At 51.4% G+C, this 13,880-nt stretch carries 17 protein-coding genes; 4 read left to right on the top strand and 13 right to left on the bottom strand.

The window, feature by feature from the left end; translation table 11 throughout:
- Nucleotide 1 precedes the first annotated feature (1 nt).
- The 8 genes from ACN0WX_RS08890 to ACN0WX_RS08855 all read right to left on the bottom strand — a co-directional run bounded on the left by ACN0WX_RS08890 (nucleotide 2) and on the right by ACN0WX_RS08855 (nucleotide 6,043).
- Nucleotides 2–628: a response regulator transcription factor gene (locus ACN0WX_RS08890; protein ID WP_417622432.1), complete on the bottom strand. Its 627-nt coding sequence runs from the start codon at nucleotides 626–628 to the stop codon at nucleotides 2–4.
- On the bottom strand, nucleotides 618–2,096 hold the full coding sequence (locus ACN0WX_RS08885) for a PAS domain S-box protein (protein WP_417621957.1): 1,479 nt from the start codon (nucleotides 2,094–2,096) through the stop codon (nucleotides 618–620). The genes ACN0WX_RS08890 and ACN0WX_RS08885 overlap by 11 nt, the downstream gene beginning before the upstream one ends.
- A gap of 169 nt (nucleotides 2,097–2,265) precedes the next feature.
- Complete coding sequence (locus ACN0WX_RS08880) at nucleotides 2,266–3,075, bottom strand: universal stress protein (protein WP_417621956.1); 810 nt, start codon at nucleotides 3,073–3,075, stop codon at nucleotides 2,266–2,268.
- A gap of 101 nt (nucleotides 3,076–3,176) precedes the next feature.
- Nucleotides 3,177–3,764: an NAD(P)H-dependent oxidoreductase gene (locus ACN0WX_RS08875; protein ID WP_417621955.1), complete on the bottom strand. Its 588-nt coding sequence runs from the start codon at nucleotides 3,762–3,764 to the stop codon at nucleotides 3,177–3,179.
- On the bottom strand, nucleotides 3,761–4,345 hold the full coding sequence (locus tag ACN0WX_RS08870) for a hypothetical protein (protein WP_417621954.1): 585 nt from the start codon (nucleotides 4,343–4,345) through the stop codon (nucleotides 3,761–3,763). Before ACN0WX_RS08870 ends, ACN0WX_RS08875 begins: the two co-directional genes overlap by 4 nt.
- 81 nt (nucleotides 4,346–4,426) lie before the next feature.
- Nucleotides 4,427–4,786 carry a hypothetical protein gene (locus ACN0WX_RS08865; protein WP_417621953.1) on the bottom strand — a complete coding sequence of 120 codons (360 nt, stop codon included), beginning with the start codon at nucleotides 4,784–4,786 and terminating at the stop codon, nucleotides 4,427–4,429.
- 64 nt (nucleotides 4,787–4,850) lie between these two features.
- Nucleotides 4,851–5,402, bottom strand: a complete 552-nt coding sequence (locus ACN0WX_RS08860; RefSeq protein WP_417621952.1) for a hypothetical protein — start codon at nucleotides 5,400–5,402, stop codon at nucleotides 4,851–4,853.
- 11 nt (nucleotides 5,403–5,413) lie between these two features.
- Nucleotides 5,414–6,043, bottom strand: coding sequence for a peroxiredoxin (locus tag ACN0WX_RS08855; RefSeq protein WP_417621951.1), 630 nt, complete (start codon nucleotides 6,041–6,043; stop codon nucleotides 5,414–5,416).
- Nucleotides 6,044–6,257: 214 nt separating this feature from the next.
- On the opposite strand from ACN0WX_RS08855, the gene ACN0WX_RS08850 reads away from it, so the two are divergent.
- From ACN0WX_RS08850 to ACN0WX_RS08835, 4 genes are all read left to right on the top strand, one after another.
- Entirely contained in the window at nucleotides 6,258–6,809 is a 552-nt protein-coding gene (locus ACN0WX_RS08850; RefSeq protein ID WP_417621950.1) for a glycoside hydrolase family 108 protein, read from the top strand.
- 160 nt (nucleotides 6,810–6,969) lie between these two features.
- Nucleotides 6,970–7,383, top strand: a complete 414-nt coding sequence (locus ACN0WX_RS08845; RefSeq protein WP_417621949.1) for a holin family protein — start codon at nucleotides 6,970–6,972, stop codon at nucleotides 7,381–7,383.
- A gap of 171 nt (nucleotides 7,384–7,554) precedes the next feature.
- Nucleotides 7,555–7,818: a hypothetical protein gene (locus ACN0WX_RS08840; RefSeq protein WP_417621948.1), complete on the top strand. Its 264-nt coding sequence runs from the start codon at nucleotides 7,555–7,557 to the stop codon at nucleotides 7,816–7,818.
- A 17-nt stretch (nucleotides 7,819–7,835) separates the two neighbouring features.
- Nucleotides 7,836–8,462, top strand: coding sequence for a DUF6969 family protein (locus ACN0WX_RS08835; RefSeq protein WP_417621947.1), 627 nt, complete (start codon nucleotides 7,836–7,838; stop codon nucleotides 8,460–8,462).
- On the opposite strand, the gene ACN0WX_RS08830 is transcribed toward ACN0WX_RS08835, so the two are convergent.
- From ACN0WX_RS08830 to ACN0WX_RS08810, 5 genes are all read right to left on the bottom strand, one after another.
- On the bottom strand, nucleotides 8,459–9,301 hold the full coding sequence (locus ACN0WX_RS08830; protein WP_417621946.1) for a class II aldolase/adducin family protein: 843 nt from the start codon (nucleotides 9,299–9,301) through the stop codon (nucleotides 8,459–8,461). The two genes, ACN0WX_RS08835 and ACN0WX_RS08830, sit on opposite strands and share 4 nt — an antisense overlap.
- A gap of 350 nt (nucleotides 9,302–9,651) precedes the next feature.
- A complete protein-coding gene (locus ACN0WX_RS08825) occupies nucleotides 9,652–10,470 on the bottom strand; it encodes a JAB domain-containing protein (protein ID WP_417621945.1) in 819 nt (272 codons plus the stop codon).
- A 237-nt stretch (nucleotides 10,471–10,707) separates the two neighbouring features.
- A complete protein-coding gene (locus ACN0WX_RS08820) occupies nucleotides 10,708–11,046 on the bottom strand; it encodes a hypothetical protein (protein ID WP_417621944.1) in 339 nt (112 codons plus the stop codon).
- A 64-nt stretch (nucleotides 11,047–11,110) separates the two neighbouring features.
- Nucleotides 11,111–11,626: a sigma factor-like helix-turn-helix DNA-binding protein gene (locus ACN0WX_RS08815; RefSeq protein WP_417621943.1), complete on the bottom strand. Its 516-nt coding sequence runs from the start codon at nucleotides 11,624–11,626 to the stop codon at nucleotides 11,111–11,113.
- A 302-nt stretch (nucleotides 11,627–11,928) separates the two neighbouring features.
- Entirely contained in the window at nucleotides 11,929–13,392 is a 1,464-nt protein-coding gene (locus tag ACN0WX_RS08810; protein ID WP_417621942.1) for a hypothetical protein, read from the bottom strand.
- Between the last annotated feature and the right edge of the window lie 488 nt (nucleotides 13,393–13,880).

Raw genomic sequence — 13,880 nt, 5'->3', positions numbered from 1 at the left:
TCTAGTCCGATTGCTTGTTGTGGCCTTCTGCAGCGAAACCGATACGCAAAGCCTCGGCCAAGCTGCGCACACGCAATTTTTCCATCATATTGGCGCGATATATCTCAACCGTACGCGGCGAAATACCGAGGTCGTAAGCAATTGTTTTGTTGGGATATCCAGTCATCAACCCCTCCAGCACATCCCGTTCTCTGCCGGTTAAACAAGCCAGTCTGACCTCTGCTTCCGAAGCTGCCATTTCCTTGAGATCACTGTCCTCCAGGCGGGAGAAAGCCTCATCCATCGCGGCAATCAGGGCTTCTTTTTCATAAGGTTTTTCGAGAAAATTGATCGCGCCGGCTCGCATCGCCTGCACCGCAATTTCCACATCACCATGACCGGTCAGGATGACAATCGGCATATCAATGCCATCCTCGATCATCTGCTGCTGCACTTGCAAGCCATCCATTTCCGGCATCCGCACGTCCAGCAACACGCAACCCCGCTCCGCCCCTTTTGCCAACTTCAGAAAGTCAACGCCGGACTCGACCGGCTGCACTTTAAAGCCCGCGTGGCGCAGCATGAATGCCGCCGAACGCCGGACGGAGTCATCATCGTCAACGACATAGACCAGTCGGTCATTCCCCATCATCTCGCTCCTGCTCTATATTTTCCAACATAATACGGAAAATCGTTCCCCCCTCAGGATTGGGTTCGGTCCAAATCGTTCCGTCATGCGCTTCTATGATCGTTCGACATATCGATAGTCCCAGCCCCATACCATCCCCTTTGGTGCTGGCAAAGGGATCGAAAATCTTTTCGCCCAGTTCCGGATCTATGCCGGAACCAGTATCCGCAACCGTAATTTCCAACCTGTCATCTGCTTGGGCAGTCACGCCAATATGCAGTTTTTTCTCGGCGCTGTCCGCCATCGCATCAATGGCATTGCGCATCAGATTGACCATCACCTGCTGGAGCTGCACCCGGTCGACAAACACGTTCCTGGCATCCGGCGCGATGTCAATCGAACATTGGATACCCTTTTCCGGCGCACCGACCATTCCCAAGATAGTCGCATCTTCTACCAGTTGAGCAATTGACAAAACTCGCCGGTTAATCTCGCCCCGCGACACGAATTCTCTCAGCCTGCGGACAATGGTCCCTGCCCGCAGGCTCTCGGTCACGCTTTCTTTCAAAGCCTCGAAAAAAAATTCCCGGTTGGCCTCCAGATCACCATCCATCATGTCCCGCGCTGCCGAAAGGTAATTGGAAATAGCCGTCAGCGGCTGGTTAATTTCATGCGCTAGCGCCGAGGCCAGTGTCCCGACCGCGCTCAGGCGAGAGGCATGGGCCAGGTCGGCTTGAAGGGATTGCAGCTCCGCCTCGGTCTGCTTTTTCTCGGTCAAATCAACAATGAAACCGGTAAAATATCGCTCATCACCGATTTTCGCCTCACCAACTTCCAGTTGAATGGGGAAAATTGTCCCGTCTTTCTTGCACCCGGCAACGGTGCGGCCAATACCGATGATACGCTTTTCGCCGGTATTCAGATAGCGCTGCAAATAGCCGTCATGCGCAGTTTTGTCTGGCTCAGGCATCAAGATGTTAACATTCCGGCCGATAATTTCGGCTTGATCATATCCGAACATTTTTTCCGCGGTGGCGCTGAACGAAGTGATCAAGCCATGTTCGTCGATCACGATCATCGCATCCGGCGTGGTTTTCAATATGGATTTCAAAATTGAATCGGCCTGCTCCAGCCTGTTTTCAGCCGATCGGAGCGGCGCGATATCCTGAAAGGATATCATGACAGCATCAATATCGCCCTTTGGGCTGACCAACGGCACCAGACGGCATTCAGCAAGCATTGGGCGACCGAGCGGGTATCGCAACTGCACCTCGAACGGTTGAATTTCCTTGCCGATAGCCGCGTCAAAGGTCTGGATGACGGTTTCCCGAAAGAGGGAACGGTGAGACTCCGCCAAGCAGGTAGCCGGTGCGCCTGGTGGCAGGTCTTCGATGCTGGATATGCCCAAAACCTCCAACCCGGCCGCATTGCAGCTCAGAGTTCGCAGTTTTTGATCCACGATCACAACGCAATAAGGCAAACCGGCCAAAACAGATTCCAGATAAGGCGCCCGGTTCGCGTCCAAGCTAGTCGTTTCGCACAATTGCTGTTTCCGTCCTTCAGCTACCTGTTCGTGACAAGCGAATATGGTGATCCTACACCAAAATCAGTCCTGTCCAAGAGGAAATCCGACAAAAGAAACTAACAATTTCTTTCCCTTAGCGGGAAACAACAAGTGGCACGGGGCAATATTTGAACAAATTGCGGGTAACGCCGCCAAACAAAAACTCTCTCGCCCTGCTATGGCCGTAGGCTCCCATCACCAAATATTCTGCATGGACTTTTTGGGCTTCGGACAGCAGCGCATCTTCAACGGAGGACACGCCGGTAGGCGAATTGAGAATTTCCGATTTTATACCATGATAGGCAAGATATTCCGAAGCTGCCAGTTGCGGCAAATCATGATCCTTGTCTTCCTCAACCGTCAGAATATGCACATCGCTCGCCATTTTGAGCAACGGCACTGCAGCGCGCAACGCATTGCCCGCTTCAAAACTGCCGTTCCATGCAACCAGGGCCGGTCCACTGGCATTAAACTTTGTTACATCATCAGGCTGCACCACGACGGGAGCCGTCGCGTTGAACAGCACGTCGCCCAATATTCCCAGCGACGAGGCACTATTTTTGCCGCTGGCCGAACTTAACAGGATGATATCGACCAGAGCAGAATTTTTCGACAAACCGCGAGCGGGTTCCGCATATTCCGTGCGGTAATCCCAGGAGACACCTTCACCCGCCAGACGTTTTTCAATCCCGGCCTGCAATTTCTCGTCCAGCTCTCGCCACACGGTGACAACATCATATGTAACGGACATGCCCGTTACCCCGTCAAAGGCCATTTGCGAATTATAGGGATGGGTGCGCAGACAATGGAGGTGTCCCCCCAACGAACGGGTCAAATCAAGAGCCGCCTGAAGCCGGGCCTCCAGCCCTGCGTCATCGTCGACATATAGCAGCACGGATTTCATATATTGTCTCCTGTTTTTGCGCCAGAGGTGGTCGGAAATTGTCTAACTGACTATAGATGCTGACAATATAGGGATTAATACGGATGCCGTGAGCAACGATATCAGTCCCCGGCGGCACCATGTGCGGCAATTTTCTTCAGCCAGCGGTCGCGATGCCTTGCGCTGCCATCGACATTGCCGATCAACGAAGTTGTAACCGGGTCAATACCGGTCAGTTCCAGGATATTGCGCCTGAAGCTGCGTACGCTGTGGGAAGCAAAATAGGCGCGGTAAAATAATGCGGGCATGCCCATAGTGACAATAAGACGGGCGGACCGGTCGCGGAGCAGCTTCTTTGGTATTTGCGCACTCCCCTCTACACCATAATCGAGCGCAAAATTGGGGCGGAATGCTTGCTCGATAAATGCCTTGAGCAGCGCCGGCATATCTCCCATCCACAATGGATAATAGAAGACGATATGCTGCGCCCATTTGATCGCATCCTGTCCGGGCCTGACTCCTGCCGGCACATCCTCTTCGAGCCATTGCTTGCGGCTTTGCAGGATCGGAATATCATGTTCGGCCAGCCGGATCACCCGCACATCATGGCCAGCTTCGCGGGCGGCATCGGCATAAGCGGAAACAATAGCATGGCCGAAACGACTGGGACTGGGGTCGGGATGACCGTCAATGACCGCGATGCGTTTCAAGGTGCCACCTCTTCTCCATCTCCATCAATCGGCGTTTGCCATTGAAAGGCTGTGATCAACTCGGTGATAGCATTTTGAGCACCGGCGTCAATTTCCTGCGGGTAGGAAGCCAGCAACCGCGCATCCCAATAGCCATAGTCCAGCGTGGTGACACTGAAATGCCAGGGCACGCCAGCCTTGTCACCGTCAAAAATACCCTGATAGGCTGAAATTTCCGGCCGACCTGAGACGAAATAGTCGCCTTCCGATATCGTTGCAGCACTGGAATAAAGAGACATCACGTCAGGTTTGATAATCTTGTAGTGATTTTCAGCATCCAGCTCTTCCAGATGCACGATAGCGATTTTTATTTCGATTTCATGATCTTCAAAATCGCGCAAATATCGAATCTCGAAATTATTGCCCGAAAAATCGGTCGTCATTTCGCACTGCCGCCGGAATCCCGCAATGGTCGCGGGGAACAGGAATCCACTATCCTTGTGAATGATAGACCCTGCATCCTTGTAAGGAGCAAACGGATCGAACAAGGGAGCGGAACCAATGACGCATTCCGCAGCAGCAGGGCTGCCAGGGAATGCCATTGTCAACGCCGCGAAAGATAGGAATCCCAAGGTCTTCATTTGCATCAGCTTGCTTCCTCCCGGTGCCGCGCGGATTATTTTCTACTCGTGACAGCTGATGACACGAAACGGTAATTCACTGCCATCAGTCTCGGTAATTGTAAGATATTCGCCTACTTTCAGGGGGTGATCCTTGAGCCGGAATATCACTTCATCATCATCATCACCAATTTTGTAGGAAAATGCCCACCCTTTTGATGATGCGATCACGACTCCGCTCTGATCCGGCTCACCTGACCAAAATCGTCGTACTACAGGCCGTTTTTCGGCCTTTTTCAGCACGTCAGGTTCGATGAATCCCTCATCGTCCAGAGGAACGCGAAAAACGTAGGAATGGGCTGAGGATCCATCAGGATAATCAGCGGTTCGGGCCAGTTCAAGGCGAATTGTTTTCCAAGTCATGCAGCTTGTCTGAACCAGTCTAGTCGTCTGCGCGATACGCAATATTGCGTAGTCCGCAGATTATTTATGCAGGAAAACCATGAACATGAACATCCAAACCGGATTGAGCCGAAAGAATTTTTATAGCTTTTGCCTCGTCCTTTTGGTCCCATGTCCGGACCCAGAGCAACAAGCCGCCCTTCTCCAGTTGATCGGCGATATAATCGGCATGATGCCTGTTCATAAAACGCGCCAGAGTGATTCCAATGGCAGTGCCCGAGCCGCCCATAGCAAGGCCCGCCAGTGCAGCGGCCAATGCTCCCCCCGAAGCGACAAGAACAATTCCCGCAAATGCGCCAATATACATCAAGCTGCCGATAACAGCACCCTGAGCATCGCCGATTGTCTCAACCGGAATATAAGCCTTGGTCAATATGCTGCGGTCATCTTCAATTTCCTGGACAGATTGAAAATGATGACCAAGCTTCTCTTCAACCGCAGCAACCGGGGCGAGCACACTGATTTCCGCCCGGTCAAACCCGTGACTCAGCAGATCATCAATCGCAGCTTGCAATTTCACTTCCGAGTCAAATATCCCGACAGCTTCCCGAACTTCGGATGTGCTCGCCCCTTTCATTGCGACATTCCTCAAGCGATATCGGTCAGACGGAGATATGGGCGCAATTCATCCCACCCCTGTGGAAAGAGTGTTTTTGCCTCATCATTCTTGATTGAAGGCGGAATGATAACCTTGCCTCCGGGACGCCAGTCTGCCGGTGTTGCGATGCGTTTCGCATCAGAAAGTTGCAGGGCATCAATCACGCGCAATATTTCATCAAAATTGCGCCCGACGCTCATCGGATAGGTCATCGTCAAGCGAACTTTTTTCTCGGGATCAATGATAAACACAGAACGCACCGCAGCCGTATCACTTTCTTCGGGGTGGATCATGTCGTAGAGCATGGCGATCTTGTGATCAGCATCTGCGACGATCGGAAATTCCAAGCTGGTATGCTGTGTTTCGTTGACATCAGATATCCATTTCAGATGTTCTTCGGCGGTGTCTGTAGACAACCCCAGCGGCTTTGTATTGCGCGCTGCAAATTGGTCCGCAAGCTGCGCCGTCCGGCCCATTTCGGTTGTGCACACCGGTGTAAAATCGGCAGGATGGCTGAAGAAGAAAACCCAGCTATCTCCGGCCCAATCATGAAAATTAATCTCTCCGATGGTGCTGTCCGTGGTAAAATCTGGAGCAATATCGCCAATATGCAATGACATCTTATGGGTTCCTTTCCAACTGGTTGAATTTGATGTTTTGATAGCTTCGGATCAGAGACAAATAACCCCGTAAACCTACCTAAATGCACCTCAGACAAGCTTGCCGCATCAAGCCGTTGTTTTTGACCAACTTATTATCCTTTGCTCCGCCCTTTCCTACATTGAACCAAATAGGTTATATTTAAGTCATCCTATTCAGAAAGGTGATTTCTCCATGCCCAATTCTCCGGATATCAACACGCTGATCGACGCAGCCATCATTCTAGAAGGTGATTTTTCTGATCATCCCGCGGATCGCGGTGGGCCTACGCGATGGGGCGTCACGGAAGCCGTCGCCCGGGCGCATGGTTATGCTGGGGACATGCGGCATTTTCCGCGCAAGAAAGCGACGGAGATCTACAAACGCAAATATTGGGAGCGCCCCGGCTTTGACCGGATTGCGCAACTAGCCCCGCACATCGCAGCGGAACTGTTTGATACCGGGATCAATATGGGCACCGGCACGGCTAGCCGGTTCCTCCAGCGCGCGCTCAATGCGCTCAACCGCAATGGGCGCGATTATATGGATATTGCGGTCGATGGCCAAATTGGCAGCAAGACCCTGGCTTCGGTTGAAGCGTTTGTTCGCAGGCGAGGCGCCAGGGGTGAAGCTGTACTGCTCAAAGCGATCGAAGCGCTCCAGGGAGCCCGCTACGTAGAGCTGAGTGAAAAACGCCCCGCCAATGAGGCGTTTCTATATGGCTGGCTCGCCAATCGGATCGGTTGAATGCCGCGTCAAATTGATTTTGCGCATAACAGTGTAAAGTTTGTCAAGAATAGCGAAGCTTTGCAGACTCCTTCCTAACCCCGTTCCCGGAAAAAACATGTTCTTGGCCCGAACTTTGACGAACTTTGAAATCTTATACTCCCGAAAGGAAAGCTCCAAAATGTCCCTTCTCTCATCACTCATCGGCCCCGTTTCCAACATCATAGACAAGATTATCCCGGACAAGGACGCGCGGGATCGCGCCAAGCTTGAACTGCTGAAACTGGAAGGCAGCCAGGAGTTGGAGGAAGCCCGAGTGCAAATGTCCGCCATTCTGGCGGAGGCACGTGCGGCCGACCCATGGACGAGTCGGGCCCGTCCCAGCTTCCTTTATGTCATGTATCTTCTCTTGCTCTGGTCAATCCCGATGGGGATAATTGCCGCATTCCGCCCCGAAGCTGCTCGCGATATCGCCTCCGGTATGAACGCATATCTCGCGGGAATTCCGGAGCCACTCTACGCCCTCTTCGGGACTGGTTATCTTGGCTACACCGTCGCGCGACAGTGGGGAAAGATTCGCGGTGTCGAACGCTAAATGTCGAGAACAGAGCGCTGAAATTGGAATATTGCCGACCCGAATGCCTCAGGATACGAAAAATGCTTCGCAATCACCCAGATTAATGCAATATTTACGAAATAGGCTTGCCATGCTCATATCTTTCCAGATAAAGGGGCAAGTCTAGTTCATCCAAAGGGGATATGTTAAATGACTACCGAAACCAACTTCCGCAAAATGCTCGCTGTAGCTGGCGGCCTTGCACTCGCCGTTCCTGCTCTTTCTGCATGTGCAGAACAGGCTGACGACGCAGCTGCTGTAGCTGAAGAAGCTGCTGATGACGCAACATGTGCAGCTGAAGAAGCAACATGTGCGGCTGAAGAAGCAACATGTGCGGCTGGCGACGCTGTATGTGCAGCTGGTGAAGCTGCTGGTGAAGCGACCGAAGAAGCTGCTGAAGCAGTTACCGAGTAAGCTCAGCTTATTCAGCATTGGAAAATGCATTAGAAAGGCTGTTTGAGCTTACCGGCCAGATAGCTAAAGAGGGCGTCTCGCTAGTACCCAGAGTGGTGCCAGCAGACGCCCCTTTCGTTCAATATCAGCATTATCCCAAAGGGGACTGCATTGCGCCCGGCACCAAGTCGCGCTGGTTCTACCATGCGCACAAGCCGGAGGAACGCGAAGAAGGCGAACATGGCCATTTTCACATGTTCCTGCCGCTCGAACTATTCGACGGAACCGAACCCTATTTTCAGCCGCCTGCTAAACTCCCCAATGGCAAGAACACGCAAGGCGTCGTCCATTTCGGAGCGCTGAGCTTCGGCCTTGATGGCATGCCGATCAGCTGGTTCACGACCAATTACTGGGTTACTTATGAATATATGATGCCCGCCGAAGCCATTGCCTCACGGCTGCGCAGCTTTGACATGGCCGACGCGCCAGGTGACCCGCTGGTCAACGACTGGCTAACCGCAGCGGTCCAGCATTTCCATGACCCGATCATCGAGATGGTCCGCCAGCGCGATAGCGTGCTGATGGACAAAAAACAGGAGCTCGGCTCCGCTGTTTTCACCGACAAAAAAGTCGAGATTCTCTCCCGTCAGCCGTTTGATCTCTAGTGATCAAACCCCGGATTGGTGCGCCGCAATTTACGCATCAGTCCTGGCCAGATTAGATTGTCGCCCAATCCTTTCTGAAATGCAGCAGCCCCCTGTTGATAGACCCGATGCCCCATTTCTGCGCTTTCCTCGTGGAGATGCTCTTCGCCGCCAACCGATTGTGCCAATATCTGCGTCTTGCAGGCATTCTCGAGAAAATACATGCGCAGAAAGGCTATCGCGCAATTGTCGCCGACGGTCAGCGTACCATGGTTGCGCAGGATCAACAGGCTCTTCTCGCCCAGATCATTGATCAAGCGGTCCCGCTCTTCCAGGTCCAGCGCTATGCCCTCGTAATCATGATAGGCAACGTCATCATGCACCTGCATGGAAAATTGCGTGTAGCGGCGAAGCCCCGCCTTCTGGACCGAAACCGCAATGCCATAAGGCGTATGGACATGGATCACGCACCCGGCATCCTCCCGAGCGCTGTGAACAGCACTGTGGATCGTGAAGCCGGCGGGATTGATGAAATAGGGTGTGTCCTGCTTGATATTCCCATCAAGATCAATCTTGACCAATGCAGACGCAGTCATTTCGTCAAACATCACTCCATAAGGATTGATCAGAAAACGTTCTTCACCATCTTCGTCGGGCAACCGCGCAGAAATATGGGTGAATACCAAATCGGTCCAGGCGTGCATGGCACACAGCCTGTAAGTCGCCGCCAAGTCGCAGCGTGCCTGCCATTCTACATCAGAGACTTTGCCTTGAAGGCTATCAATGTCGGAGGGGTCCGGGATCGCAAATCCCATACCGACCCCTATTGCGGATTCATGGGTTTGAATAGCAGTCGCCATGATCAGTTCCTTATGTCGAAATTTCCTTGTCCCTGCAAACTGGCATGCCTCGTGCGCATTCGCAACCAATCTCTATTGTGCGCGTCAATGGCAGGCATAAAGGCATTCCTGCGCGAGGCAGTGATTGGACGTCAAATAGTGAATATCGCCTGCATAGGCTTGCTCTTCGGCCGGCGGACCAGAAGATGGGGCAATGAAATCCATCGGTTCGCCTCGGCCGCGATATGAGCCATATCACCCCACAGGCTGGATCGTCAAAAATCAAGAAATCGGAAAAAGGTCATGTTCGCTACCTCTGCGCCATAGGTTCGTTTTCACAAGGAAAGCGCACCCCCTTGCCGCCGGAATCATCATAGGATTTTTAACTTTCTAAAGCTGACCCAATGATCGTTTGTAATGATGATATGATCATGCAAGCGCATCTCGAGCTCCAGACACAATGCCTTGATTGATCGGGTAAATTTTATATCTGTTTGGCTGGGTATGACACTCCCGCCAGGGTGATTATGGACCAGAATAATCGCGCTTGCATCAAGCTCCAGCGCACGTTTCACAATATTTCGGGGCTGGACAAATAGCCGTTGTGGCGAACCCTCGCCAAATTCCTGATCACTTAACAGGCGATTGGCGCTATCCAGAAATAAAACACGCATTATCTCTATCGCGCGCCCACCCATGCGGGCCTGCAAATATGCCACAAGCCGCTGATCGGTAGCCGAAATGAGCATCCGAGGCAGTTCATTTCTCAATTTTGCGATCATGAATTTTTCGGTTGCCTTGAGCAATTTCGCAACCGTTCTATTATCACCTGATATCCGACGTATCGCGGCCTCGGACTGATTCAGTATGCGATCAATCGAACCAAATTTATCGAGCAATAGGCCGGAAAGTCTATCGGCTTCATCCGGTGCAACAACCTCTATGAGCTGCGCCAGGGCATGTCGATCCCGGTGGCCTTCAGTCTTTTCTGATGGTAAAAAGTGCCCATCATCAGCACGATTAACAAGGGATAAGAAGAAGCTATTTGCATGATCATATAGGCTTTTGGGTGAATGGTCACGTCGAGCAGCCTTGCGGTATGAGCGACCACCGCGATTGTCTGAAGAGAAACTACCCATAGCGGCCAGAATCGATTTGCTCGCATTGCGACAATGAAAAGGGAAATCCACCCCGCCAAATCGATGACCAAATGCCCTGGGTCCAGCTTGGCATATTCCAGTGGCGTAACCAGATGTACCACTGGATCCAATAGCACCATAGCGATGACGATACAGGCCACCGAACGTTCCGGTGCCCCTCCCCGAAATAGCGCATAAATGCAGGTGACACCGAAAAGCGTAAAAAAGCCGAATACTCGCATTGTTTAGATGGAACATTCCCAAGCACCGCAGTCAACCTTTGATCGATCAGGCAGCAACTGAATGCATTCTTCTTTTGCCGACGGACGCTTGAGCAGGCGGGCAATTTTCATGAACATCCATCCCTGCAAATTCTTGTCCAACTTTTTTGAGATCGCCATGGGCACGCAAAACATCAGTGCTGGCTTCAACGAGCGCCATCTGTGCTTTTGCCAGTCGACGAACGGCGACCTGCCCCGTTGCCGTGGGAACCCCTGTATCCATGCGCGCCTGGACCAAAGTGGCCATCAAATTCGACAAGGAAACCAGAGCTTGATCGATCGAGGCCTCTGTATCCGGCACTTCTTTCTTGATTTGATCGGATGCAATTCGGACTTGATAAGACATAGCTTTTCCTTTCCGCAAATAGCGGATTTTAGCCAATTCAAAATATGAGAGCCCAAGTGGCTGGTTAGGCTGCCAACAGATTGGAAAGAGACTGAGTGACTGACAAACCAATCAATACAATTGCCAAAATGCCGATAGTCAATACGACGATAATGGCTATTCTCTGAGCGGTTCCCCAATTCCCTTCTGAATCCTTCAAGACTTGCGGCCAAAAATTCAAATCATGCTTGGTATCAATGTCATAGGCACTTGATACTTCTTCCAGCAGGAATGAACTTGAACGCTCGTCCTGATGTTCTTCTGGACCGAAAGTATCGTCAGAGGGAACACCTGCCGGATCATATAGTATCCGATCATAGGTGCCAGACGCCCTCGCGTATATCAAAGCGGCTTCATCTCGCGTAGATGCCCCGAGTACCCGTCGGGCACTTACCAGGCGTTGATCGACTGCAGGCTTGGAAATCCCCAGAATCCGCGCGATTTCCTTAGACGATTTTCGAAGCACCACGAGGTGCAAGCATTCTCGCTGTTTGGCTGTTAAATTTGCCACACGCGATGACTCTTGCGCGTTGTCTTCCAAGATTAACCCTCATGAATTGGCCGTCATTATATCGTCCGGGCGCAAGGAAGGCAACCGACTCGGAATGGGTGAGGAATATGCTGAGCACCGCCTTACACTCAAATATCATCAAGCCGAAGCAGGATGCCAGCCTCAGAATGATCCGATAAGATTGAACTTCCCGAACGCCCTGCGAGCCCATGGTAGAATGGTGCGCCCGACAGGAGGGCGCTTAATATGGCCCTAGCTTACTGTTTTACTATAAATTAATTGAAACCAAGAAACCTAAATAGTAGCACTTTTAGTAGCAATTCGGCCATCGACTAGCGGCCTAATCCTCGAACCACTAGGACTGCGAATTCCTGCCACCAATCGTTGAGGCCATACCTGTACTTGTCTGAACTTCGACGCCGTAACCTGCTGGACCGACGTTCAAGAATTCCAACCTTCGCTAAATCAAGAACTAGTGCGTCGGAAAACAACCCTCCAGTCTGATATGACGATCCGGCATGATCCAACAAATGCTCGAGAATATCCCCTGCCGACACTTGATGTCTTGAAGCGACATCGGCCAATAAAGCAATTTGTGTAGATAGCTCCTTCAGTGTGGGCTGAGGCCTAGCATCTAGAAATCTGCATAGTTCAGGCCAGCGGGCGCGACTTTCCAACTCACCGCGCTCCCAATTCAGTATCCCCAACAATCGATCTGTAGGGCACGTGTCTGCCAACTCCTCGTATTTGGCGGCCTTTGTCCTTCTTATCTCAAATCGCATCCGACTTGCATGTTTAGGGTAGGCAATCACAGTCAGCCCATCGCGCAATTCAGATCGAACCGAAACACTGTTTGCATCCCGTTCGACATAAAAGGATTGCAACAGATCATACACTCCAACGGTACTCGGGCTTAGTTGATCAATTGCACGAATTGCCGCCTCACGAGTTGCAGCGACCGCATAGGGCAGATATCTTTCATAATAGGTTTCAATCTGCTGTATTCTAACTAGCCCCCATTCAATTGTTGCGGAGATGCCCGGAACAGTAATTTCTGTGGATGAGCCATTGGAAGATGTAAGAGCATCGTAATTTGGGGCTAAAAATAGCGCAGCATACTGAGTTACCTTTTCACAAAAAATTGGAAGGAAGACGGAAAACGGGTCCGGTCCAAGACATCGACGTACAGTCGTAAGGTCCGAGAGCCAATTATCCTTTCCATCCAAACTTCGCGGCACTCCGCTATGAGCGGAAAAAAAGCTCAATGCTGGCAATTCCGAGATCAGATCAAAAAAGGTTTGATCTTCCGGAAATACACTGCCTTGAGCTTCTCCCAAAGCATGTATCAAATGTGAAAGGGTGCGCGTGGGATTAAGCGACAGCCATATATCAATTTGGCCTCCTCTAGGCTGTCGGCCAACCGCCGGGTCAATGGCACCTAGGTTTTTGTATATCGCTTTCGTATGACTTATAGTTAAACTGCTGTTCCGGTTTTTCGTTTCAACGATAAGTGTCCGGTCCGGCTTTCGCTGTGCAGCTTTAAGCCAAGTTACGTCGCCGCTAAAAACTGGTATACTTTCGCCAAATTCGTATGGGTTCATACGATATTCTGGATTAGCTTGATCTTGATGGCTGTTTTGTCGCCAGCTTCCAGAAACACGAATATTAAGCAAATCTACGCCTACTTCACAAAATTCTGGAGCTGCTTCGGGATTAAACTGCCTGATTGGCTCCCTAGTTCGCTGCCGCCCCCTAAAGAGAGAATCGGAAACTGTACGTCTCGGCAGCCAGGCCATGTTGATTGATATCTCCCCTCAAATGTCAAATAACACCACCTCTATAGAAAGCCACGTTCGACAGCGAATATTTTATGTACACTAGATGCCGTCGGGATAGGTTTCGTCAAAAGGCCTAAACTGAGAAGCCGGGTCAAATGACAAGAGCATGAACCAAGCCCCCTGACGATAATTTCGCGCTACAACGGACCGAAACCGCTCTGGGTCTCTAAATCGGGCGTGTAGGGCCGCGTGACAGCGTTTACAGCAACCCAAGACCTCAAGCGGGCGATCATAACGCTCGGTATGAAGAAATATGTACCCCCTGCCCTTCGGATTAGCTGGATCGGAGAAATTACAAATAGAACATACTGTCGGTCGAACCAACTTTCCGGTTCGGATCGCTTCATTCTGAATGGGCGTGATTGCGCAGCGTTCTTCCCATGACCAGCCGTTGTAGTGCGTCTGCCATGGCCGACGATTGGAAACTGGTTCATCGAGCATAAACT

The organism is Parasphingorhabdus sp., assembly GCF_048269915.1.
Lineage (GTDB): Bacteria > Pseudomonadota > Alphaproteobacteria > Sphingomonadales > Sphingomonadaceae > Parasphingorhabdus.
This window is presented reverse-complemented; position numbering and strand designations above follow the sequence as displayed.

What these genes read in the sequence shown, in the direction of transcription:
- ACN0WX_RS08890 (WP_417622432.1), bottom strand. Translation starts at nt 628, where the DNA reads ATGGGGAATGACCGACTGGTCTATGTCGTTGACGATGATGACTCCGTC.
- ACN0WX_RS08880 (WP_417621956.1), bottom strand. Translation starts at nt 3,075, where the DNA reads ATGAAATCCGTGCTGCTATATGTCGACGATGACGCAGGGCTGGAGGCC.
- ACN0WX_RS08870 (WP_417621954.1), bottom strand. Translation starts at nt 4,345, where the DNA reads ATGGCATTCCCTGGCAGCCCTGCTGCTGCGGAATGCGTCATTGGTTCC.
- ACN0WX_RS08865 (WP_417621953.1), bottom strand. Translation starts at nt 4,786, where the DNA reads ATGACTTGGAAAACAATTCGCCTTGAACTGGCCCGAACCGCTGATTAT.
- ACN0WX_RS08860 (WP_417621952.1), bottom strand. Translation starts at nt 5,402, where the DNA reads ATGAAAGGGGCGAGCACATCCGAAGTTCGGGAAGCTGTCGGGATATTT.
- ACN0WX_RS08855 (WP_417621951.1), bottom strand. Translation starts at nt 6,043, where the DNA reads ATGTCATTGCATATTGGCGATATTGCTCCAGATTTTACCACGGACAGC.
- ACN0WX_RS08850 (WP_417621950.1), top strand. Translation starts at nt 6,258, where the DNA reads ATGCCCAATTCTCCGGATATCAACACGCTGATCGACGCAGCCATCATT.
- ACN0WX_RS08845 (WP_417621949.1), top strand. Translation starts at nt 6,970, where the DNA reads ATGTCCCTTCTCTCATCACTCATCGGCCCCGTTTCCAACATCATAGAC.
- ACN0WX_RS08840 (WP_417621948.1), top strand. Translation starts at nt 7,555, where the DNA reads ATGACTACCGAAACCAACTTCCGCAAAATGCTCGCTGTAGCTGGCGGC.
- ACN0WX_RS08830 (WP_417621946.1), bottom strand. Translation starts at nt 9,301, where the DNA reads ATGGCGACTGCTATTCAAACCCATGAATCCGCAATAGGGGTCGGTATG.
- ACN0WX_RS08820 (WP_417621944.1), bottom strand. Translation starts at nt 11,046, where the DNA reads ATGTCTTATCAAGTCCGAATTGCATCCGATCAAATCAAGAAAGAAGTG.
- ACN0WX_RS08810 (WP_417621942.1), bottom strand. Translation starts at nt 13,392, where the DNA reads ATGGCCTGGCTGCCGAGACGTACAGTTTCCGATTCTCTCTTTAGGGGG.